The organism is Pollutimonas nitritireducens (genome assembly GCF_002849615.1).
Taxonomy (GTDB): Bacteria; Pseudomonadota; Gammaproteobacteria; order Burkholderiales; family Burkholderiaceae_B; genus Pollutimonas; species Pollutimonas nitritireducens.
Genome location: NZ_PDNV01000004.1, coordinates 95,810 through 116,350 on the forward strand (window position 1 = coordinate 95,810; position 20,541 = coordinate 116,350).

General features: G+C 58.3%; 24 protein-coding genes and 1 riboswitch. Of the genes, 14 read left to right on the plus strand and 10 right to left on the minus strand.

All coding sequences use genetic code 11. The features are described 5' to 3' along the window. Positions 1-34: 34 nt before the first annotated feature. The 3 genes from ahcY to metK form a co-directional block, all read right to left on the minus strand. Entirely contained in the window at positions 35-1,453 is a 1,419-nt protein-coding gene (gene ahcY, locus CR155_RS06775) for an adenosylhomocysteinase (protein ID WP_102069245.1), read from the minus strand. 67 nt (positions 1,454-1,520) lie between these two features. Then, positions 1,521-1,623: riboswitch (S-adenosyl-L-homocysteine riboswitch) on the minus strand. Between the two features lie 33 nt (positions 1,624-1,656). Beyond that, complete coding sequence (locus tag CR155_RS06780; protein WP_102069464.1) at positions 1,657-1,842, minus strand: DUF1289 domain-containing protein; 186 nt, start codon at positions 1,840-1,842, stop codon at positions 1,657-1,659. Between the two features lie 180 nt (positions 1,843-2,022). Then, positions 2,023-3,186, minus strand: coding sequence for a methionine adenosyltransferase (metK, locus tag CR155_RS06785; RefSeq protein ID WP_102069465.1), 1,164 nt, complete (start codon positions 3,184-3,186; stop codon positions 2,023-2,025). A 212-nt stretch (positions 3,187-3,398) separates the two neighbouring features. Here metK and CR155_RS06790 point away from each other — a divergent pair, with 212 nt between their 5' ends. The 5 genes from CR155_RS06790 (at position 3,399) to xerC (ending at position 7,836) form a co-directional block, all read left to right on the plus strand. Further along, positions 3,399-4,289: a lysophospholipid acyltransferase family protein gene (locus CR155_RS06790; RefSeq protein WP_255399207.1), complete on the plus strand. Its 891-nt coding sequence runs from the start codon at positions 3,399-3,401 to the stop codon at positions 4,287-4,289. Then, positions 4,290-5,180 carry a lysophospholipid acyltransferase family protein gene (locus CR155_RS06795; protein ID WP_102069247.1) on the plus strand — a complete coding sequence of 297 codons (891 nt, stop codon included), beginning with the start codon at positions 4,290-4,292 and terminating at the stop codon, positions 5,178-5,180. Positions 5,181-5,281: 101 nt separating this feature from the next. Further along, entirely contained in the window at positions 5,282-6,193 is a 912-nt protein-coding gene (dapF, locus tag CR155_RS06800) for a diaminopimelate epimerase (protein ID WP_199171704.1), read from the plus strand. After that, positions 6,190-6,873 carry a DUF484 family protein gene (locus CR155_RS06805; RefSeq protein ID WP_102069249.1) on the plus strand — a complete coding sequence of 228 codons (684 nt, stop codon included), beginning with the start codon at positions 6,190-6,192 and terminating at the stop codon, positions 6,871-6,873. The genes dapF and CR155_RS06805 overlap by 4 nt, the downstream gene beginning before the upstream one ends. A 9-nt stretch (positions 6,874-6,882) precedes the next feature. Beyond that, positions 6,883-7,836 (plus strand): tyrosine recombinase XerC, encoded by a 954-nt coding sequence (gene xerC / locus CR155_RS06810; RefSeq protein ID WP_102069250.1) that lies wholly within the window; start codon positions 6,883-6,885, stop codon positions 7,834-7,836. A gap of 19 nt (positions 7,837-7,855) precedes the next feature. Here xerC and CR155_RS06815 read toward each other — a convergent pair whose 3' ends face one another. From CR155_RS06815 to CR155_RS20750, 4 genes are read right to left on the minus strand one after another with little or no spacing between them, the layout of a single operon-like run. Then, entirely contained in the window at positions 7,856-8,857 is a 1,002-nt protein-coding gene (locus CR155_RS06815; protein WP_102069466.1) for a metal ABC transporter substrate-binding protein, read from the minus strand. A 2-nt stretch (positions 8,858-8,859) separates the two neighbouring features. After that, complete coding sequence (locus CR155_RS06820) at positions 8,860-9,759, minus strand: metal ABC transporter permease (protein ID WP_102069251.1); 900 nt, start codon at positions 9,757-9,759, stop codon at positions 8,860-8,862. Beyond that, entirely contained in the window at positions 9,759-10,475 is a 717-nt protein-coding gene (locus CR155_RS06825; RefSeq protein WP_102069252.1) for a metal ABC transporter ATP-binding protein, read from the minus strand. Before CR155_RS06825 ends, CR155_RS06820 begins: the two co-directional genes overlap by 1 nt. A gap of 7 nt (positions 10,476-10,482) precedes the next feature. Beyond that, a complete protein-coding gene (locus CR155_RS20750) occupies positions 10,483-10,635 on the minus strand; it encodes a hypothetical protein (protein WP_158238241.1) in 153 nt (50 codons plus the stop codon). A 122-nt stretch (positions 10,636-10,757) separates the two neighbouring features. Here CR155_RS20750 and CR155_RS06830 point away from each other — a divergent pair, with 122 nt between their 5' ends. The 5 genes from CR155_RS06830 to hslU all read left to right on the plus strand — a co-directional run bounded on the left by CR155_RS06830 (position 10,758) and on the right by hslU (position 15,127). Next, positions 10,758-11,252 carry a Fur family transcriptional regulator gene (locus CR155_RS06830; protein WP_102069253.1) on the plus strand — a complete coding sequence of 165 codons (495 nt, stop codon included), beginning with the start codon at positions 10,758-10,760 and terminating at the stop codon, positions 11,250-11,252. Positions 11,253-11,398: 146 nt separating this feature from the next. Further along, complete coding sequence (locus CR155_RS06835) at positions 11,399-12,502, plus strand: CobW family GTP-binding protein (protein ID WP_102069254.1); 1,104 nt, start codon at positions 11,399-11,401, stop codon at positions 12,500-12,502. A 70-nt stretch (positions 12,503-12,572) separates the two neighbouring features. Continuing rightward, complete coding sequence (gene dksA, locus CR155_RS06840; RefSeq protein WP_102069255.1) at positions 12,573-13,016, plus strand: RNA polymerase-binding protein DksA; 444 nt, start codon at positions 12,573-12,575, stop codon at positions 13,014-13,016. Between the two features lie 193 nt (positions 13,017-13,209). Next, complete coding sequence (hslV, locus tag CR155_RS06845; RefSeq protein WP_102069256.1) at positions 13,210-13,743, plus strand: ATP-dependent protease subunit HslV; 534 nt, start codon at positions 13,210-13,212, stop codon at positions 13,741-13,743. Positions 13,744-13,795: 52 nt separating this feature from the next. Next, complete coding sequence (gene hslU / locus CR155_RS06850; protein WP_102069257.1) at positions 13,796-15,127, plus strand: ATP-dependent protease ATPase subunit HslU; 1,332 nt, start codon at positions 13,796-13,798, stop codon at positions 15,125-15,127. Between the two features lie 26 nt (positions 15,128-15,153). On the opposite strand, the gene CR155_RS06855 is transcribed toward hslU, so the two are convergent. Next, positions 15,154-15,456 carry a copper-binding protein gene (locus tag CR155_RS06855; RefSeq protein ID WP_102069258.1) on the minus strand — a complete coding sequence of 101 codons (303 nt, stop codon included), beginning with the start codon at positions 15,454-15,456 and terminating at the stop codon, positions 15,154-15,156. A gap of 152 nt (positions 15,457-15,608) precedes the next feature. On the opposite strand from CR155_RS06855, the gene CR155_RS06860 reads away from it, so the two are divergent. After that, the gene (locus CR155_RS06860; RefSeq protein ID WP_102069259.1) at positions 15,609-16,037 is read left to right on the plus strand and encodes a GNAT family N-acetyltransferase; all 429 of its coding nucleotides are present in this window, start codon (positions 15,609-15,611) and stop codon (positions 16,035-16,037) included. A 14-nt stretch (positions 16,038-16,051) separates the two neighbouring features. Then, complete coding sequence (locus CR155_RS06865; protein WP_102069260.1) at positions 16,052-16,591, plus strand: cob(I)yrinic acid a,c-diamide adenosyltransferase; 540 nt, start codon at positions 16,052-16,054, stop codon at positions 16,589-16,591. Positions 16,592-16,600: 9 nt separating this feature from the next. Here CR155_RS06865 and CR155_RS06870 read toward each other — a convergent pair whose 3' ends face one another. Together CR155_RS06870 and CR155_RS06875 are read right to left on the minus strand one after the other, a co-directional pair. Then, complete coding sequence (locus CR155_RS06870) at positions 16,601-17,131, minus strand: carboxymuconolactone decarboxylase family protein (RefSeq protein ID WP_102069261.1); 531 nt, start codon at positions 17,129-17,131, stop codon at positions 16,601-16,603. Between the two features lie 18 nt (positions 17,132-17,149). Beyond that, positions 17,150-18,475 (minus strand): aspartate aminotransferase family protein, encoded by a 1,326-nt coding sequence (locus CR155_RS06875; protein WP_102069467.1) that lies wholly within the window; start codon positions 18,473-18,475, stop codon positions 17,150-17,152. 119 nt (positions 18,476-18,594) lie between these two features. Here CR155_RS06875 and CR155_RS06880 point away from each other — a divergent pair, with 119 nt between their 5' ends. Both CR155_RS06880 and CR155_RS06885 read left to right on the plus strand, forming a co-directional pair. Then, the gene (locus CR155_RS06880) at positions 18,595-19,488 is read left to right on the plus strand and encodes a MurR/RpiR family transcriptional regulator (protein WP_102069262.1); all 894 of its coding nucleotides are present in this window, start codon (positions 18,595-18,597) and stop codon (positions 19,486-19,488) included. 7 nt (positions 19,489-19,495) lie between these two features. After that, entirely contained in the window at positions 19,496-20,527 is a 1,032-nt protein-coding gene (locus CR155_RS06885) for a C45 family autoproteolytic acyltransferase/hydrolase (protein ID WP_102069263.1), read from the plus strand. The last annotated feature ends 14 nt before the right edge of the window (positions 20,528-20,541 follow it).

The window sequence follows — 20,541 nt, forward strand, 5'->3', positions numbered from 1 at the left end:
GCGCTCCTTTGTGAATTAGACCCGTGGATGTGTATCAGTAGCGGTAGTGGTCGGGCTTGTAGGGCCCGCTGACCGGCACATTGATGTAATCGGCCTGGTCGGGACGCAATTGTGTCAACTGCACTCCCAGCTTCTTCAGGTGTAGCCGCGCCACTTTTTCATCGAGATGCTTGGGCAGGACATAGACCTGGCCGGTCTTGTAGGCGTCGCCACGCGTGAATAGCTCGATCTGCGCGATGGTCTGGTTGGTGAACGATGCCGACATCACAAATGAAGGGTGGCCCGTGGCGCATCCCAGGTTAACCAGGCGGCCCTTGGCCAACAGGATGATGCGTTTGCCGTCGGGGAAAATCACGTGGTCGACCTGGGGCTTGACCTCTTCCCATTGCAGGTCTTCGATGGATGCGACGTCGATTTCATTGTCGAAGTGTCCGATGTTGCAGACGATGGCCTGGTCCTTCATGGCGTCCATGTGGTCGCGCGTGATGACATGGTAGTTGCCAGTAGCGGTAACGAAGATGTCGGCCTTGTCGGCGGCTTCCTCGATGGTAACGACCCGGTATCCTTCCATGGAAGCCTGCAAGGCGCAGATCGGATCGACTTCGGTCACCCACACTTGGGCGCGCAGGGCGGACAAGGCTTGCGCGCATCCTTTGCCCACATCACCGAAACCGCAAACCACGGCGATCTTGCCGGCGACCATGACATCGGTCGCACGCTTGATACCGTCCACCAACGACTCGCGGCAGCCGTACAGGTTGTCGAACTTGGACTTCGTGACGGAATCGTTGACATTGATGGCGGGAAAGGCGAGCTCGCCTTTCCTGGCCATTTGATACAGGCGGTGCACACCCGTTGTGGTTTCCTCGGTCACACCCTTGATCTGTGCCAAGCGGGTCGAGTACCACTTGGAATCACGGGCCAATTGCGCCTTGATCGAAGCGAACAGGACACGCTCTTCTTCGCTTGCGGGCTTGTCCAGTACCGAGATGTCTTTTTCGGCCTTGGCACCCAGATGCAGCAAGACGGTGGCATCGCCGCCATCATCGAGGATCATGTTGGCATGCTCGCCATTGAGCCACTGGAATATCTGATGCGTGTACTGCCAGTAATCCTCAAGCGTTTCACCCTTGATGGCAAATACCGGTGTGCCCGAGGCCGCAATCGCGGCGGCGGCATGGTCCTGGGTCGAAAATATATTGCACGATGCCCAGCGAACTTCGGCGCCCAGGGCTCTCAGCGTTTCGATGAGCACGGCCGTTTGTATGGTCATGTGCAGGCTGCCCGCGATGCGCGCGCCCTTGAGCGGCTGCGAGGCGGCAAATTCTTCACGGGTGGACATCAGGCCCGGCATCTCGGTCTCGGCGATCGCGATTTCGCGGCGGCCCCAGCCCGAGAGGGCAATATCGGCAATTTTGTAATCAGTGAAAGCGGCGTCAGCAACAGTATTCATGGTTGTATCCCAATAAAACTGTACTGGCAAAGATTCTGCAACAAGTGCTCATCGTTGCCCGTACAGGGAATGATGAGCGCCGTTGAGACTAAAGAAGATCCTGAGCCTAGCGGATGGCACTGAAAAGCCCACAGGCTTCAGTCCGTTCCGTCGCAGCGCTCCTCAGGAAGACCAGATTTTAGCGTAAAACTCCGAGGTGGGCTTCAGCCTTTGCGCCGCGGGTATCCTTGGGCCTTGATACGTTGCCACACCTGCAGTTTTTCCTCATCGTCCAGGAACACCCAATTGGCGACTTCCATGGCAGTACGACCGCAACCGCGGCATATCTCATCGTACAGGGTGGAGCATACGGCGACACATGGAGAGTCGGAGGGAACGAGACTGCGCATGTTGACGTCGCCGGCGTCGTGAGCGACCACGCCGCTTTCGCGGCGCACTTCGGCAACGTCCAGGCGACGCCTGGCCGTTGCGAATGAAGACTCCGAGTCGGTATTTTCTTTGCGATGAGGCATGGTCTGGACTCCCCCCGGGCGCCAGCCATGGCCCCTGGGGCTGTGGACATCAGGCGATCAGGCCGCCTTTTTAAGAACTTGCACCTTGTCGGACGCTTCCCAGCTGAACTCCGGCTCGCTGCGGCCAAAGTGACCATAGGCAGCCGTTTTCGCGTAGATGGGACGCAGCAGGTCGAGCATGTTGATGATGCCCTTGGGCCGCAAATCGAAGTTTTCGCGCACCAGCCGGGCGATCTGGTCGTCGGGTATGACGCCGGTGCCCTCGGTGTAGACCGTGATATTGATGGGCTCGGCGACACCGATGGCATAGCTGACCTGTACCTGGCACTGGCGTGCCAACCCTGCCGCCACGATATTCTTGGCCACATAGCGCGCTGCATAGGCAGCGGAACGGTCGACCTTTGAGGGGTCCTTGCCCGAGAATGCGCCGCCGCCATGAGGGCATGCGCCACCGTAGGTATCGACGATGATCTTGCGCCCGGTAAGGCCGCAATCGCCTTGCGGCCCTCCAATGATGAATACACCGGTGGGGTTGATCATGAACCGGGTTTGCGGAGTAAGCAGGCCATCGGGAAAACTGGGCTTGATGATGTGTTCGATGACGGCGTCCCGGATGTCGCTCTGCGATATTTCGGGAGCGTGCTGAGTCGAGAGCACCACCGTATCGACTTCCACCGGCTTGCCATTGACATAACGGAATGTGACCTGCGACTTGGCATCGGGACGCAACCACGGCAGGCGGCCGTCTTTGCGCAGCTCGCTTTGGCGCTGCACCAGGCGGTGCGCGTACCAGATGGGAGCGGGCATGAGGTCGGGGGTTTCGTCGCAGGCATAGCCAAACATCAATCCCTGGTCGCCGGCACCCTGATTCAGGATTTCTTCCTCGGAGCGGTCAACACCTTGTGCAATATCGGGGGACTGCTTGTCGTAGGCAACCAATACGGCGCAACCTTTGTAATCGATCCCGTATTCGGTGTTGTCGTAGCCAATGCGTTGTATCGTGTCGCGCGCAACCTGGATGTAATCGACATTGGCCGTCGTGGTTATTTCGCCGGCCAGTACGACCAGACCGGTATTGCACAGCGTTTCGGCGGCAACGCGGGCGGTCGGGTCCTGGGTGAGGATGGCGTCGAGAATGGAATCGGAGATCTGGTCGGCCACCTTGTCGGGATGACCTTCGGATACGGATTCGGATGTGAATAGAAAATCGTTATTTGCCACGGCGATGCGTCCTGTAAATATACTGGCTGAGGCCAGCATGGGGGTGGAACGAAACGCGTTGCACCTCGGATGCCTGCATAGCAGTAATTCTCAGGGCGCGACGCTTTAGCGGTTTTTTATGCACTCTGTTTGATATAACAGGGTGCGATCGCTCCGCAAGTTGTCGGTTAACTCAGCGATAAAGGTTATTTTAAGCGAAAATAGTCAAACACATCTCTTCACACTTCTTGCACGAGGGTTATTGCCCGCTCATGGTCCTGGCTTTATTTCGATTTCTGGCGTGGATACCGCTGCCGATACTGCACGGTATAGGTAAGTTCGCAGGGCGCGCCCTGTATGCCTGGCCAGGCAGATACCGCAATCGTCTCCGGGCCAATGCCAGGCAAGCCGGCTATACCGATCCCGCCTTTGCCCGCCAATCCGCAGGCCAGACTGGCGCCATGATTTTTGAAACTCCCAAGGTTTGGCTGCGAAATGAAGAGTGCCTGCAAAAAGTCGTCAGCGATGACAATGACGTGGTGCGGGACGCCTTGGCGGAAGGCCGGGGCATACTTTACTTGACACCGCATCTGGGATGCTTCGAGATCACGGCAAGATATCTCATCCAGCACGGCCCTATCACAGTCATGTACCGCCCGCCTCGCCAGGCCTTTCTGGAACCCATCATGGAACAGGCGCGCAACACGTCGGGATTGCGAGCCGTGCCCGCGACAATGCAGGGTGTGCGCGAATTCGTGCGAGCCCTCAAGCGCGGAGAGGCGGTGGGAATGTTGCCGGACCAGGTTCCCGGCGGCGGCGAAGGAGTGTGGGCGCCATTCTTCGGAAAACCCGCCTACACCATGACTCTCGCCGGAAAACTGGCCGTGCAGACCGGAGTCGCTGTCATCCTGACCGCGGGTGAACGACTGGCTGCCGGCCAGGGTTGGCGCATTCACTACGTAAGGTTGCCAGAACCCCTGCCGACGGAGCCCCACGCCTTGGCCAACGCCATCAACGGGGCCATGGAGACCTTGATCAGGCGGTTTCCCCAGCAATATTTGTGGAGCTATAACCGTTATAAGGTTCCCAAAGGAGCGCCCTTGCGTCCATCGGATACAGAATAAATGAAGTTCAATAAACTGCCTCTGCTTCGCTCCTTTTTCTCCTATCTCGGCCGCAGTCCGCTCCGGACCCGCAAACGCTGGGCCGGAATCCTTGGCTGGCTGGCATCAAGGCTGATGCGATCGCGCGCGCATATCGTGCGCAGCAATCTGGCGTTGTGCTTTCCAGAGCGGTCGGCGCAGGATCGCGAAGTATGGCTGCGCCAGCATTTCCGGCTGTTGGCCCATTCCGTCGTGGACCGCGGCCTGTTCTGGTTTGGCCAGCCTTCGACCATCCTGGCAACCACACCGATCACCGGACTCGAATACCTGGACGAACTGCTCAAGGCCAAGCGCAAGATCATCCTGCTGGCACCACACTTTATCGGGCTCGATGCGGCCGCCACGCGCCTGACGATGTTCCTTCAGGATTCGGCCACTATGTACACCCGACAAAGCGATCCGGACGTCGACCAGATTGTGCGCGAGGGTCGCGGCCGCTTCAATCGCGTGAACCTGGTCAGCCGTCACGATGGCATACGCGGACTGATACGACACTTGCGCAATGGCATACCCGTCTACTATTTGCCCGATATGGATTTCGGCATTGCCGGTGCAGCGTTCGTACCATTCTTCGGCGTACCGGCTGCCACGCTGCTGGCCACCGCGCAAATCGCAAAGGCCTGGAATGCCGCCGTCGTTCCTGTCATAAGCCGGCTCGATATCGCTACGGGGAAATACCATATCAGCGTCCTGCCGCCATTACAGGATTTTCCGGGTGCGCAAACACCGGAAGAAGCCACTGCCCGGTTGAACCGCCTTATTGAAGACTGGGTCCGGACCGACCCGGCGCAGTACTATTGGGTACACCGCCGTTTCAAGACACGCCCGCAAGGCGAGGCCCGCATTTACTGACATCACGTCGGTGTCCGCCCCCGGGTCCGTGGCCGCCCGCCCCATCCAGTGCGGCGTACGGGTTCGCGTGTTTCGAAAATCGCACGGACAAACCACCTGTAATCCGGGATAATCAACCTATGATCTGGAACTTCGCAAAAATGCAGGGCGCCGGCAACGACTTCGTTGTCCTCGATGGCGTGCGGCAATCAATACAAATGACGCCGCAGCGCGCACGTGCGCTGGCGGACCGGCACTTCGGCATCGGCGCCGACCAGCTCCTGCTGGTCGAGACGCCATCACATCCCGAAGCCGACTTCCGCTACCGCATCTTCAATGCTGATGGCACCGAGGTCGAGCATTGCGGCAATGGCGCGCGCTGTTTCGTTCAATTCGTACACGAGCAGGGCTTGTCGGGGCGCAACCCGCTGCGCGCCGAAATCTGCACAGGGCTGATCACCCTGACCCAATCGGAATTTGGCGATGTCTCTGTCGAAATGGGACAAACCCGATTCGAACCGGAAGCACTCGGATTCGATGCCCAGGGCTTACTGTTCAGGCCTTGCGGTGAAGACACGCTATGGACTTTGCCGCTTGCCGGCCACGACGATGTCGAACTGTCCCTGGTCGCCATTTCCAACCCGCATGCGGTACAGGTGGTCGACAATATCGACACCGCGGCCGTGGCGGACACAGGCCCTCTTATCGAGTCACATCCACGCTTCACGCAACGCGTCAATGCCGGCTTCATGCAGGTCGTCGACCGCCACACCATTAAGCTGCGGGTGTACGAGCGCGGCGCTGGCGAAACCCTGGCATGCGGCACTGGCGCCTGCGCGGCAGTGGTCGCGGGCATCCGGCGCGGACTGCTCGACAGCCCCGTTATAGTGAACACGCGCGGCGGCCAGCTTACGGTAGGTTGGGACAACACTATTCTGCGCATGAGCGGACCCGCCGTAACAGTATTTACCGGCCAGGTCGACATCGACGCGCTCACCCATCAGTTCAACACCAAGGATCCAACCCTCAAATGACCGCAAGCAGCTTCTCCGCCGACAATATCGCGCACTTCTTGAAAGAGCACCCTGAATTTTTTCAGAACCATGCCGAGTTGTTTTCCAGTCTGCGGGTACCCCACCCCAATGAAACGCGGGCGATTTCGCTTGGCGAACGGCAGATACTGACGCTGCGCGCCCGGACCAAGGATCTGGAGTGGAAACTCTCCGGCCTGGTCAGCAATGCCAGTGGCAATGAGAGAATCAGCAAGACGCTCATGCAGTGGTGTTGTCGCATGCTGGCCGAAGACGACGCCTTGCAGATTCCGGCACACATCGTTCGCAGCCTTGGTGACTTGTTCGACCTTCCTACCATTGCCTTGCGGGTCTGGAATCTGACCAGGCTCGAGGACAGCGAGTTTGCACAAGATGTCACCGATACGATCCGGACCTACGCGCGCGATCTCGCCAAGCCGTTTTGCGGTCCTCTCGCAGACCAGGAGGCCGCCAGCTGGTTGGGTACCCCACCCGCTTCGCTGGCCATTATTGCTCTGCGTCCGGCGGGCCGGGTCGAACCTATCGGCTTGCTGGTGCTGGGTTCTGACGATCCAGAGCGTTTCACGCCGGACATGGGCACCGCCTTTCTTGACACCATCAACGAATTGGCCAGCGCCAGCTTGTTGCGTCTGCAAGGTCCCGATCACCAGGAATACGCGTAGGTATCCAGCATGCATGCCTTGCCTACCCCCATGGAGCAATGGCTCGCGCACTTGCAGTCCAACCGGCGGTACTCCATGCACACCCTGGCAGGGTACCGGCAAGATCTTTGGCACTTGATACAGTGCCACCCGGATACCGCGCTGGATGGCCTGACCGAGAGCCACATCCGGCATGCGGTCGCCCGCCTGCATAGCCGGGGGCTCAAGCCAAGAAGTCTTGCGCGCGCACTCGCCGCTTGGCGCGGTTTTTTCCAGTGGCAAGCCACGGCTGCGGGGCTCGAGTTCAATCCGGTTGCCGGTGTGCGTGCACCGAAGGCTCCTCGCAGCCTGCCCAAGGCCCTCTCGGTCGAGCAGGCGCAGGTGTTGCTCGACCGTCCCGGCCTGCCCGCCCCGCACACGGCGATCGATTGCCGCGACCAGGCCATGTTCGAGATCCTGTACGCCAGCGGTTTGCGGTTGGCCGAACTGGTGAGCCTGGACTGGCGCTACTGCCGCCAAGACCGGTACGAATCGGAAAGCTGGATACTGCTGTCGGAGCAGGAAGCGATTGTGAAAGGCAAAGGCAACAAGACGCGCAGCGTTCCGCTGGGACGCAAAGCCGTCGATGCGATAGAGCGCTGGCTGGAACTACGACATCAATTGCACGCCGGCGCGTCCACAGACGCCGATTCTGCGGCGGCACTCTTCCTGGGCGTTCGCGGCAAGCGTATCAGTCCCCGCGTCGTTCAAATGCAATTGAATAAGCTGGCCGCGCTTGTCGGATTGCCCGTCCATGTGCACCCACATAGCCTGCGCCATAGCTTTGCCAGCCATATGCTCCAATCAGCGCAGGATCTTCGCGCGGTGCAAGAGCTGCTGGGACACGCCAATATTTCCACCACGCAAATCTATACGCGGCTCGACTTCCAGCACCTGGCCCAGGTGTATGACAAGGCCCATCCCCGGGCAAACCGCAAGCGTTGACTGCCTGGAGCTCTGTCAGCTATTTCGCCGGTTGCAGCGCGTAGAGCAGCTGGCCCGCATTCCAGGTAAACATGCCCAGGTATGTTGAAGCAGGCTGATCGGCAGGTGCAAGCGCATCGGAATATAAGGTACCGCCCACTTTCGCCTTGGTTTCACGCGCGACCTGCTCAACCAACTTGGCATTCGTAGTATTTTCGATGAACACGCCCGCAATGCCTTCCTTCTTGGCCAGGTCAACGATGACAGCCACATCGCGAGCGGAAGGCTCCGCCTGGCTCGAGAAGCCCGCCACTGACAAAAACCGTATGCCATAGTCCTGCGCAAAATACCCGAATGCATCATGCGACGTGATTACCTTGCGTCTTTCGGGGGGAATGGCATCGAGCGCTTGCCTGATTTCCGCATCAAGATCCTTCATTTTTTTTATGTACGCGTCGGCGCGTTTCCTGTAACTCGACCGGTGCTCCGGATCGGCCAGCGATAGGCCCTCTGCAATGTTTTCGGCATAGATCATGCCATTGGTCAGGCTTTGCCATGCGTGAGGATCGACGTCGCCGTGATCGTGGCCAGCCCCGGCATCGCCATCTTTGTCATGTTCGAGCCCCTCGTGCGGCGGTTCACCATGCTCGTTATCGTTTAAGTGCCTGGGAGCGACACCCTTGGAAGCCAGTACCTGGGCACCCTCGAAACCCGCAGCCTTTATAAGGCGGGGCAGCCATCCTTCGAAATCCATGCCATTTATGACCAGCACCTGTGCTTGCGACAAGGCCTGGACATCGCGTGGCGTCGGTTCGAACGAGTGCGCATCGCCATTTGGACCCACGATGGTGGTCAACGCGACGTGTTCCCCGCCGATTTCCTTGACCATGTCGCCGATAATCGAAAAACTGGCAACCACGCGCAGGGGACTATTCGCCGCCCAGGCGAAGGGAGTCGCAATGACCAGGGCGCCGCCTGCAAGCGCGGCGAGGATCCTGCGCCGGCTGAGTAATGGATATCGTTGACCGTCAAGGGTTTTCATCATTAAGGTCGCTCCGAAATTTGAGAAAGTCGATGATGCCTGGCATAGGCCTGCGTCGCGGCCTGCAACAGCCCCCCGAGCGGCCCAAACAACACGGAAATAAAGTACACCGCTCCCGCCGAGAGAATGATCGACGGCGACGCCGGCACATTTGCGTAATAGGAAAACAAGAGCCCGGTATATGAGGCGACACTGCCGATGACTGCGGCCAATACCATCTGGCGTCCCACTGACCGCACCCAGAACCGGGCTGCGGTGGCCGGCAGCATCATGATCCCCACGACCATCAGCGTTCCCAGTACCTGGAACCCCGCCACCAGCGTCATGACCAACAGCACGAGGAAAACCATGTGTATCAGGGAACCCGTCCTACCCTCGCCGCGCAGGAATAAAGGATCCAGGCATTCCACCACCAGCGGCCTGAAGATCAGGGCCAACATGAGCAGAGTAATGGACGATGTCGTGCTCACGAGCAGCAAGGACCCGTCGTCCAAGCCAAGCACGGTTCCAAACAGCACATGGATAAGGTCCATGTTGGAGCCTCGCAGAGAGACCAGCAACACACCGAGCCCGAGTGAAACAAGATAGAACGCGGCAAAGCTGGCATCTTCACGTTGTGGTGTCAGCCGGGCGACAGCGCCAGCAAGCAAGGCCACGACCAGGCCAGTAATCATGCCGCCTATCGTCATGGCGCTCAAGGACAGCCCCGCGGTCAGGAAACCCACCGCAACCCCCGGCAAAATGGCGTGAGCCATGGCGTCGCCCATCAGGCTCATGCGCCGCAGGACGAGGAATACGCCCAAAGGTCCAGCAGCGAAAGCCAGGGCCAGCGCTCCCGCAAGAGCGCGGCGCATGAAACCATAATCAATGAACGGGCCGAACATAAGATCGAAGAGCCACATCAGAGATAGTCTCCCGCACATAAATGCCGTGCCAAGTGCAGATTTTCGGGCGTCAGTACGTCCTGGGTCGGCCCCCAGGCGACAGCTTGTCCCGCCATAAGCAGGGCTTGCGGAAAATGACTACGCACCATATCAAGATCGTGCAACACGGCGATGACAGTACGGCCTTCCCGATGCCAGGATTCCAGCAATACCATGAGATCCTCGGTCGTATTGCGATCAACCGCGGCAAATGGTTCGTCCAGCAACAGCGTATGGGCATCGTGCAGCAACAAGCGTGCGAACAAAGCGCGCTGCAATTGTCCTCCGGACAGCGTGCCGATGATACGCGGACCGAAATCGGCCAGTCCCACCATGTCGAGCGCGGCCTTTACCCTTTCGTGCTCGGATGAGTCAAACTTTTTCCAAGCACCGACGCGCCGCCAGGCGCCCATGGCAACGAGGTCATAAGTGCTGATGGGGAAGCTACGATCAAGCTCGCCCAATTGCGGCAGGCAGGCAATCTGGTTGCGCGAGTCGCCCGCCAGTCGTATTCGTCCGCGCAAAGGACTGACCAATCCCATGATCCCCTTGATCAGGGTAGACTTGCCGGCCCCATTGGGACCAACGATGGCGGTCAGCGAACCGCGCGCAAAAGAACCAGTGACATCGCGCACTGCCACGCGATCACGCCAGCCCAGAGAGACCTGATCCAATTCAATTACAGCGCTTGTCATTGTGTGATCACGGCCACCACCCCATTGCCCAGGCAGTCATCATCCATAGAAATGCCACGGCCAGGGATACGCGGGCCAGGCGCTGGACAGCGGACGCCAGCAGTCCGGAACCACGATAGTGGCCAGGCTTTCTTAACGAGGCAGAAAGGTTTCGATGCATGGGGCGGGACCGCACAGGAAGGAAAGTGACTGATATGTTATAACATACCCGGGCTCTCTGCACAGCCCAGCTTGCGAGTCCGGAAGCAATCGTGCATCCACAGACCGTTATTGTCTTGCGCCATGCCCGTAAAAAAACCATCTTCCGCCGCTGCCATTGCAGCGACATTGAGCACCGCCGAATCGCTGTGTATGCAGCGTGGCAAACGCCTTACGCCCATACGACGCAAAGTGCTCGAGACCCTTCTGGTGCAACAACGCAGCGTCAAGGCCTACGAGTTGCTGGAACTCATACGCGGCGACCAACAGGGTGCGGCACCTCCGACCGTGTATCGTGCGCTGGATTTCCTGGTCGAAGAAGGCCTTGTGCACCGACTGGATGCGATCAATGCCTGGACAGCGTGTCTTGATGCGGCGGGAGAGCCCCACGACCTGCTGGTCGTATGCACGCAATGCGGATCCGTCGCCGAATTGAGCGATCCCGAACTAAGCCGTCAGCTGGCCCGAAAGGTGGCTGAATCCGGGTTCATGTTGTCCGGTCACGAAACCGAACTGCGAGCGCTATGCCGGGAATGCCGGCGTCTGGCGCCGTCCCATGCCCTTGGACATGGGGCATGAATGGAGGTTTCTCATTCCAGGTTTGCTCTAAAGCGTATGCTGTGATGTAATCGCTCGTTATGTATTTTTTGCGCGGTAAGAAGTTCCTGTATGGCCGCCAATTTCCTGGCGGAATACGTATTTGACCGCGCGGCGCGAGGCCTAGAATGAAACCCGCTGTTAGTCCTGACAAAATGGTACCGGTAACCATTCTTACCGGATTCCTGGGGGCTGGTAAAACCACCCTGCTCAAACGCATCCTGTCCGAATACCATGGGCGCCGAATTGCAGTCATCGAAAACGAATTCGGACCCGAAAGCATCGATAACGAGTTGCTGGTTCAGGACAGCGAAGAAGAAATCATCGAGCTAAGCAATGGCTGCGTCTGCTGCACGGTCCGGGGCGATCTCATGCGCACCATGAACGAGCTGCGCGTAAAGCGCCAGGCCGGGGAACTGAACTTCGAACGCGTCATTATCGAGACCACGGGCATGGCCAACCCTGGCCCGGTCTGCCAGACATTCTTCATGGATGACGAAATTGCCGAATACTATCGGCTGGATGCCGTCATTACCGTTGTCGATGCCAAGCACGGAATGGAGACGCTCGACAAACAGGAAGAAGCCCAGAAGCAAGTCGGCTTTGCCGATCGCATACTGATTTCCAAGAAAGACCTGGTCAACGACGTCGATTACCAGGCCTTGCGGGCGCGCCTTGTTCGCATCAATCCGCGCGCATCCATCACGCCAGTCGATTTCGGCGTCACGGACTTGAAGGTGCTGCTGGACATCAGCGGATTCAATCTGAACACCATACTCGACATCGACCCGGATTTTCTGTTGGACGAACATCCCGATGCCGCACATGACCACGATCATAGTCACGGCCATGAACACCATGAGCACGAGCATGAGCACGAAGGCGATTGCAATGACCACTGCGGCCATCAAAATCATCATCATGCGCACCACGACGATGAAATCGGGGCCTTCGTATTCCGCTCCAAGAAAGCTTTCGATCCTGAACGGCTCGAAGAATTCCTCGGAGGAATCGTCCAGGTATACGGACCCGACCTGCTCCGCTATAAAGGTATTTTGTACCTGAAAGGAATCAACCGGCGCATGCTCTTTCAGGGCGTGCACATGATGATGGGTGCTGAACCGGGAAAACCCTGGCTATCGGGCGAAAAGCCTAATACCAAAATGGTATTCATTGGACGTAAACTACCCCAGGAAATTTTTACCCGGGGCCTGGAACAATGCTTGGTCTAACAACGAACTCAGCCGTCCAGCAATACGGCCATGGTTCGTCACCAGTACGAAAATAAAAGGACATACCATCATGGCAAGCAAATCAGCAGCCGCAAAGAGTCAGACGCACTTGCCGACAGAGAAAGAGCTGTTAGCAATGCCTGAGTCCGACTACATGAACGAAATCCAGCTGGCGTTCTTCAGAAACCGCCTGAAAGATCTCGAACAGGAAATCCTCAACAATGCCGACGCGACCACCGAGAACTTGCGCGAAACCCAGTTCGTGCCCGATCCCGCAGACCGTGCAACGATCGAAGAAGAGCACGCTCTTGAGCTGCGCACACGAGATCGCGAACGCAAGCTGTTGAAGAAAGTGCAACAGTCGATCACCCGTATCGATGCAGGCGACTATGGCTGGTGTGAAGAAACAGGCGAGCCCATCGGCATTCCGCGTCTTTTGGCACGCCCAACGGCAACATTGTCGCTTGAAGCGCAAGAGCGGCGCGAGATGCGCCAAAAGCTATACGGCGATTGACAAAACCGTCCCCGAAGACGGCATTATCGTTACTCGGGCGCGGCGCCGCGCGCCCGCAGCGAACCCGCATGATGCGCGTCCAGCTCTGTGGCCGTTGCGCCAGCTACCGCGCCGAACGATACACCTGGCCCGCTGTGATTCCCCTTGAACTATCCGGCATTGCCCCCAGCTAATGTCCTCAAAGGAAGAATCCATGGAACAATTTCACGCCACCACCATCATTTGTGCTCGTCGCGGCGACCAGGTCGCCCTGGGCGGGGACGGCCAGGTAACCCTGGGCAATATCATCATCAAAGGTACGGCACGCAAGATTCGGCGCCTGTACAACGACAAGATCCTTGCTGGCTTCGCCGGCGCAACCGCAGATGCGTTTACGCTGCAAGAGCGTTTTGAAGAAAAGCTGGAAAAGTATCAAGGCAATCTCATGCGTTCCGCAGTGGAACTCACCAAAGACTGGCGCACCGACCGCGTATTGCGCCGCCTGGAGGCCATGCTTATCGTGGCTGACCGCGAACATACTCTGGTCCTTACCGGCAACGGCGATGTGCTTGAGCCCGAGAATGGCCTTGCCGCCATCGGCTCGGGCGGGGCGTATGCTCAATCGGCCGCCTTGGCCCTGCTGCAGAATACCGACTTGTCGCCTGCGGAAGTCGTCAAAAAGTCGCTCGAAATCGCCGGCGATCTGTGCATCTACACCAACCAGAATCACATCGTCGAAACGCTTTAGCCTGCGCCCCGCGCCGAATGCGCGTCTCCTGCCGCATAACTCATAGATCAATATGTCAGCTCTCAATATGACCCCTGGAGAAATTGTCTCCGAACTGGACAAGAACATTGTTGGGCAGAACCGCGCCAAGCGTTCGGTGGCCGTGGCCCTGCGTAATCGCTGGCGCCGCCAGCAAGTGCCGGAGCCTTTGCGCAACGAAATCGTACCCAAGAATATTCTGATGATAGGGCCCACCGGAGTGGGCAAGACTGAAATCGCCCGTCGCCTGGCCAAGCTGGCCAATGCCCCGTTCATCAAGATCGAGGCGACCAAGTTCACCGAGGTCGGCTATGTAGGCCGCGATGTGGACACCATCGTCCGTGATCTCGTGGAAATCTCCGTCAAGCAGACCCGCGACGTCGAAATGCGACGTGTCCGCACGCAGGCTGAAGACGCCGCCGAAGACCGCATCCTGGACGTCCTGGTGTCACCGCCACGAAATGCGCAAGGCGAGCCGCAGCGAGAAGAAAACAACGCCAGACAGACATTTCGCAAACGCCTGCGCGAAGGTACCATCGACGACCTGCAAATCGAAATCGAGATCGCCCAGGCGGCGCCCCAGATGGAAATAATGGCACCTCCAGGCATGGAGGAAATGACCGAACAACTCAAGGGCATGTTTGCCGGACTCGGCCAGGACAAGAAAAAGCGGCGCAAGATGTCAGTGAAAGAAGCCTTCAAGCTTGTCACTGAAGAGGAAGCGGGTCGACGCATCAACGAAGAAGATCTGCGCACGGCCGCCGTGTTCAATGCCGAACAGAACGGCATCGTTTTCCTGGATGAAATCGACAAGATAGCAACGCGCCAGGAGCATCAGGGTGGTGACGTATCGCGCCAAGGCGTGCAGCGCGACTTGCTTCCCCTGGTAGAAGGCACCACGGTGAATACCAAGTATGGTGTCGTACGCACCGACCATATCTTGTTCATTGCCTCGGGCGCGTTCCACCTTTCGCGGCCTTCAGACCTCATTCCCGAATTGCAAGGTCGCTTCCCGATACGTGTCGAGCTTGATTCGTTGACGGCCGAAGATTTCGTGCGCATTCTGTGCGACACCGATTCATCCCTCACCAAACAATATCGCGCGCTGCTCTCGACCGAGGATGTGACGCTGGACTTCACCGACGAAGGCATACAACGCATGGCCCAGTTGGCATTCGAGGTCAACGAGCGCACCGAAAACATCGGGGCGCGCCGCCTTTACACGGTAATGGAAAAACTGCTGGAAGACTTGTCGTTCGACGCCTCGGGCAGCAGCGGCCAAACCGTCGTCATAGACGCCGCCTACGTCAATGCCAAGCTGGAAGAAGCTGCCGGGAATCAGGATCTTTCACGCTACGTGCTTTGATGCCGCGACTTCCGACGGCGCATCGTCTACTTTGATATTTGCGTGACGACATAGTGGCCATCCTCGCGCCTGGCGGTGAAAGCAACTTCATCGCCGGGCGCGATGCCTTTCAGCAAGGCAGGGTCTATCCTGTACACCAGGGTCATGGCCGGTAATTGAAGCTCGGAAATCTCGCCGTGCTTGATGGTAATCTTGCCGGACGCCGCATCGATACGGCGCACCTCGCCAGTCGCATTAGCCTCTTGGGCAACAGCGCTGACTGAATAAAATGACGTCAAGGCGAACAGCCCCCCAAGGGCCTGCTGCAGACGATAGTTGGCCAAAGCCATAAGCTACACTCCTGCTGGATTCAAATCCGGTCGTGAACATCCACCGATTCCCCAGCATAACGCCAAACGAGAGATAGGACGTGACTGACCCCAGCATACGTTACCAATTGCGGCCCGCAACACGGCAAGACATCCCCCACATACATGGGCTGATGCTTGAGATGGCGAGGTTCGAAAAGCTGACCGATATCTTCAAGGCGACCGAAGCCAGCCTGAAAGACAGCTTCTTCGGCGAACGCCCGGCCGCGAACTGCCTGGTGGCTCACCCCGTGGAAGATGAGGCCACCCCTGTGGCCTACATCATTTGGTTCCACAACTATTCCAGCTTTCTGGACAAGCAGGGGCTGTACCTGGAAGACGTCTACGTCCAACCCGCACATCGCGGCAAAGGCGTGGGAAAGATGGTGCTCAAGCACCTGGCCAAATTGGCACTGGACCTGGATTGCGGCCGTTTCGAGTGGACCGTGCTGGACTGGAACCAGAACGCCATCGATTTCTACAAACACCACGGGGCCGACATACTGCCGGAATGGCGTATCGTACGCGTCACCGGCGACGCCTTGCAGCGACTCGCTCAATAACAGGGAACACCATCATGGCCACACGCCTTTCAGTCATTACCACCCGCACCGGCGATACCGGCACCACCGGCCTGGGCGACGGCAGCCGCATCGATAAAGACGCCCCCCGTATCACCGCAATGGGCGATGTCGATGAATTGAACAGCACCATCGGCGTCTTGCGCGCCGAGCCGCTGCCTCACGCCATCGATATGCTGTTGGGCCGCATTCAGAACGACCTGTTCGACATGGGCGCGGAGCTTTGCATTCCGGGCCATGCGGCGGTCAACACCGACCACGTCCTGTACCTCGAAGAAGCCCTCGCAGAACATAATGCCACGCTGGGCAAGCTGGAAGAGTTCATCTTGCCGGGCGGTACGCGGGCCGCGGCGTTGGCCCATGTCGCACGCACCATCTGCCGCCGGGCGGAACGCACCGTCATCGGACTGAATCGTAGCGAGACGGTCAATGCGCCTGTCATCCAATATTTGAACCGTTTATCGGACCTGTGTTTCGTGCTGGCCCGGGTGCTGAACCGCGCCGACGACAAGCGTGACGTATTATGGGGACGCTAGCCGACGCCTTCAGGCTTTACGTGCGTCGCCGGAATGGATTTGCAACGCCTCCAGAAAACGCGAGACCATGTTGTAGGTGGCAACCGTTGCGGTAAGCTCAACCAGCTGACGTGGCTCGAAGTATGACCTGACATTGGCGAAAACCTCGTCGGACACCTGGACATTGCGGGTCATGGCGTCGGTGTAAGCCAGTACGGCTCTTTCCTTGTCATCGAACAGACTTGAAGATTCCCATGCCGTCAAGTCATCCAGCTGCGCCTGGGTCATCCCTTCTTTCAAGGCAATAGGCGCATGCTGCTCGGCCTCGTACGGCGCGCCATTGATGATCGCGACACGCATGATGACCATTTCGCGCAAATCGCCGGCCAGCGAACTGTTTTGTCGTATTCCGGTCAGGTGATTCAGCCAGCCGCGGGCGACGGGCGGGCTTTGCAACAACATCTGGTACAGATGCAACACGCTGCCGCGCTCAGCGACAATTTGCTTGACAAGAGGGCTGACCTCCGGGTGAGTCAGGTCTGCATAAGGTAGACGGGCCATCGATGAATTTCCTTGGAATTAGGCAGGCAGAACCTGGACTACGGTGCGGGTGAAGCGCGTAACGATTTCACTGATATCGGAATCACTGCAAATGAACGGAGGAGCCAACAAGACGTGATCACCATGCACGCCGTCGATGGTACCGCCCATGGGGTACATCAGCAGGCCATTTTGCATTGCCTGCTTTTTCAAGCTGGCGTGGGTTTTCAGGACCGGATCCAGCGTCGCCTTCGTGTCTTTATTCTGGACGAACTCCACGCCCACGAACAAGCCCCTGCCGCGAATGTCGCCCACATTCGGATGATCCGCCAGCGCAGAACGCAACTCGGCGCGTAATTGTTCGCCGCGCGCCAAAACGTTATCCAGCAAGTGCTCTTGTTCGATCACCTGCTGCACGGCCAGCGCCGCTGCACATGCGGTTGCGTGGCCCATGTAAGTATGGCCATGCTGGAAAAAGCCGCTGCCTGCCAGTATGGCGTCATAGATTCTGCTGCTGGCCAGCATTGCCCCGATAGGTTGGTAGCCGGCTCCGAGCCCCTTGGCGATGGTGATGATATCGGGAACCACCTGGTCTTCGGCGCAGGCGAACAAATGCCCTGTGCGACCCATTCCGGACATGACCTCATCCAGGATCAACAGCACGCCATGGCGGTCGCAGACCTCTCTGATCCGTTTAAGATAGGTCTTCACAGGCGCCACTGCGCCAGCCGTGGCTCCCACGACGGTTTCCGCGACGAAGGCCGCCACGTTCTCCGCGCCCAGCTCTTGTATTTTATGGTCGAGCTCCTGTGCCAGGCGCTCGGCATAGTGCTCCTGGCTTTCACCCTCCCGCTGATCGCGGTAGGCATAACAAGGCGATACGTGATACGCCGGCACCAGCAAAGGCAGAAAGGGCTCGCGGCGCCAGGCGTTGCCGCCTATGGCCAGCGCACCCAGCGTGTTGCCGTGATAGCTTTGACGACGCGCAATGAAATGACGGCGCGTGGGCTGGCCGACTTCCACGAAATACTGGCGCGCAAGCTTCAAGGCCGCTTCGACGGCCTCCGACCCACCTGACAGGAAGTAGACGTGATTGAGGTCCCCGGGCGAGCGCTGTGCGAGGAAATCGGCAAGATCTTCTGCCGCCCGCGTGGTGAAAAAAGAGGAATGCGCGTATGCGATCTGGTCGAGCTGGTCTTTGATGGACTGGATAACCACAGGATGACCATGTCCCAGGCATGAAACCGCCGCGCCGCCTGAAGCGTCGATATAAGCCTTATTGTTCTGGTCGAATAGTTCGATGCCCTGGCCGCGTACGGCGAAGTCGAGTTGCTGCCTGGGGTTGCGATGAAAGACATGGGACATGGCGTCAGGGCCTTGCTGGAATTCAACAAATGGATCTTGTATGATATACCATGCAACAAATAAATCAACATGCGAGACCGCAATTCGCATCCCCCACCGTTGCATTTTTCGCACATCCAATGACAGCCAAACATCACGACCCCGCGGCGCCCCCCGACCTGGAAAGCCTGATCGAGCGCATACAGCGTGATTTTCCTGGAATGAGCACGCAGTTTCAGGTGGCTGCGCGCTACCTCATGGATTTTCCCGCAGAGGTCCCCATTGCGTCGATGCGGCAAATCGCCATACAGGCGGGTGTACAGCCAGCCACACTGGTACGGCTTGCGCAGTCACTGGGCTACGACGGCTGGAATGCGCTGAAAGGCGTCTTTATCCAGTCATTGCGTCGCACGCCCAAGCGCTATGCAGAACAGGCCCGTCACGTCATACGCAGCAAGAATCCACGCGAGGTGCTAAGCATCGCTGTCGCTACTCAGACCGGAAATTTGCGTCTGCTCGAAGAATTGAACCGCGACAGGCTTGCTCCGGCAGTAAGCCTGTTATCCAAATCCCGCCATGTGCATGTCGCTGGCTTTCGTGCCTCGTTCGGACCGGCATACACCATGCACTACCTATACCGCCTGTTCCGGGCATCGGTAAGCATGCTGCGAGGGGATGCCGGTTCGCTCGAAATGGAACTCAGGTCCATGCACAAAGACGACGTCGTCGTAATTGTCGGCTTTGCTCCTTATTCCAATGAATCTCTGCGGGTGGTCCAGGCGGCGCGTCAGGCTGGCGCACACGTCATTGCGCTATGCGATAGCATCGTGTCTCCCATCGCGCACGAAGCCGATTGCATTCTGCTGTTCCCGACTGAGTCAACGTCGTTCTTTCCCTCCAGTGCCGCAGCGGTGGCACTTGTGGAAATCCTGGTCGAACGCTTGCTGGCGAAGGCGGGCAAGCATGCCGTGGAGGGTATAAAGATAGCTGAGGACCAATTGCATCAGACCGGTGCATACTTGAACATAAAATAGGGTTGCAATGCTGTCATTGATCGAACTGTCTGGCTCTTCATTTCAAACAGGCTGGGCACTGGGCCGCTTTGGCGCACAGGCTGCACATTCTTATCTGGTGTCGTCACCATCGTGGAAATTTGCGATGGCATGGCGTGGAACCGATATATCGCTCGCGATGCAAGCGCTGGTGCAACGGCATTTTCCCCGGGTATACCAGGAATTGCAGGGCTTGGCCGCCGGCCTGGATCTACCGCCCGAGGACGTCTTCCTTTGGAACTGCCGGGGCGACCTTTTCTCCACGGCGCCCGACGGTTGCACAACCGTGCAGTTGCCGGGCACGGACGGCCCCCGTGTCACACACAATGAAGATGGCGACCCCGGCTTTGCTGGCTATTGTGGTATCGCCACGTTCGCCAATGACGACGGCCCGGATTTCGCATCGTTTGTGTATCCCGCATCCATCCCAGGGCATACCTTTGCCGTCAATGAGCACGGACTGGCAATGACTGTTAATAACTTGCGGTCACGCCAGGCGGGGCTCGGAATCCCCCGCATGGTGCTGACTCGGGCCCTGCTGGACTGTTCATCAATGAAACAAGCCGTGGACCTGTTGTTCAGCACACCCCGATCCGGCGGATTCCACTTAAGCCTTGCACAACAGGGGCATGCTGACCTGATGAGCATCGAGTTCAATGCCTTGCACGTGTCAACCCAGTTCGTCCGCGTGCCCAGCGTGCATGCCAACCATGCCCTGCATGCGTCCATGCGCAACCAGCCCGAAATCGTTACCGAATCTTCCAGGCGTCGCCAGCATCGAGGCAACGAGCTGCTGCAGCATGGCGCTGCGAGCAGCGGCGCCATCGACCCCATGTCCATCCTGGCCGATCAAGAAAACCGCGAGTTTCCGATATATCGGGATCAAGCGGATGACAGCGATGCCGAAAACACGATGGCAACGGCAGATATTCGAGCAGGCGCCGAAACAGTAAAATGGGCGGTTCATGAACGTCCCAGCCAGTCAGCTCGATTCCATCTCGTCGACGCCAAGCTGGTCTGACAATCCTGCACGGA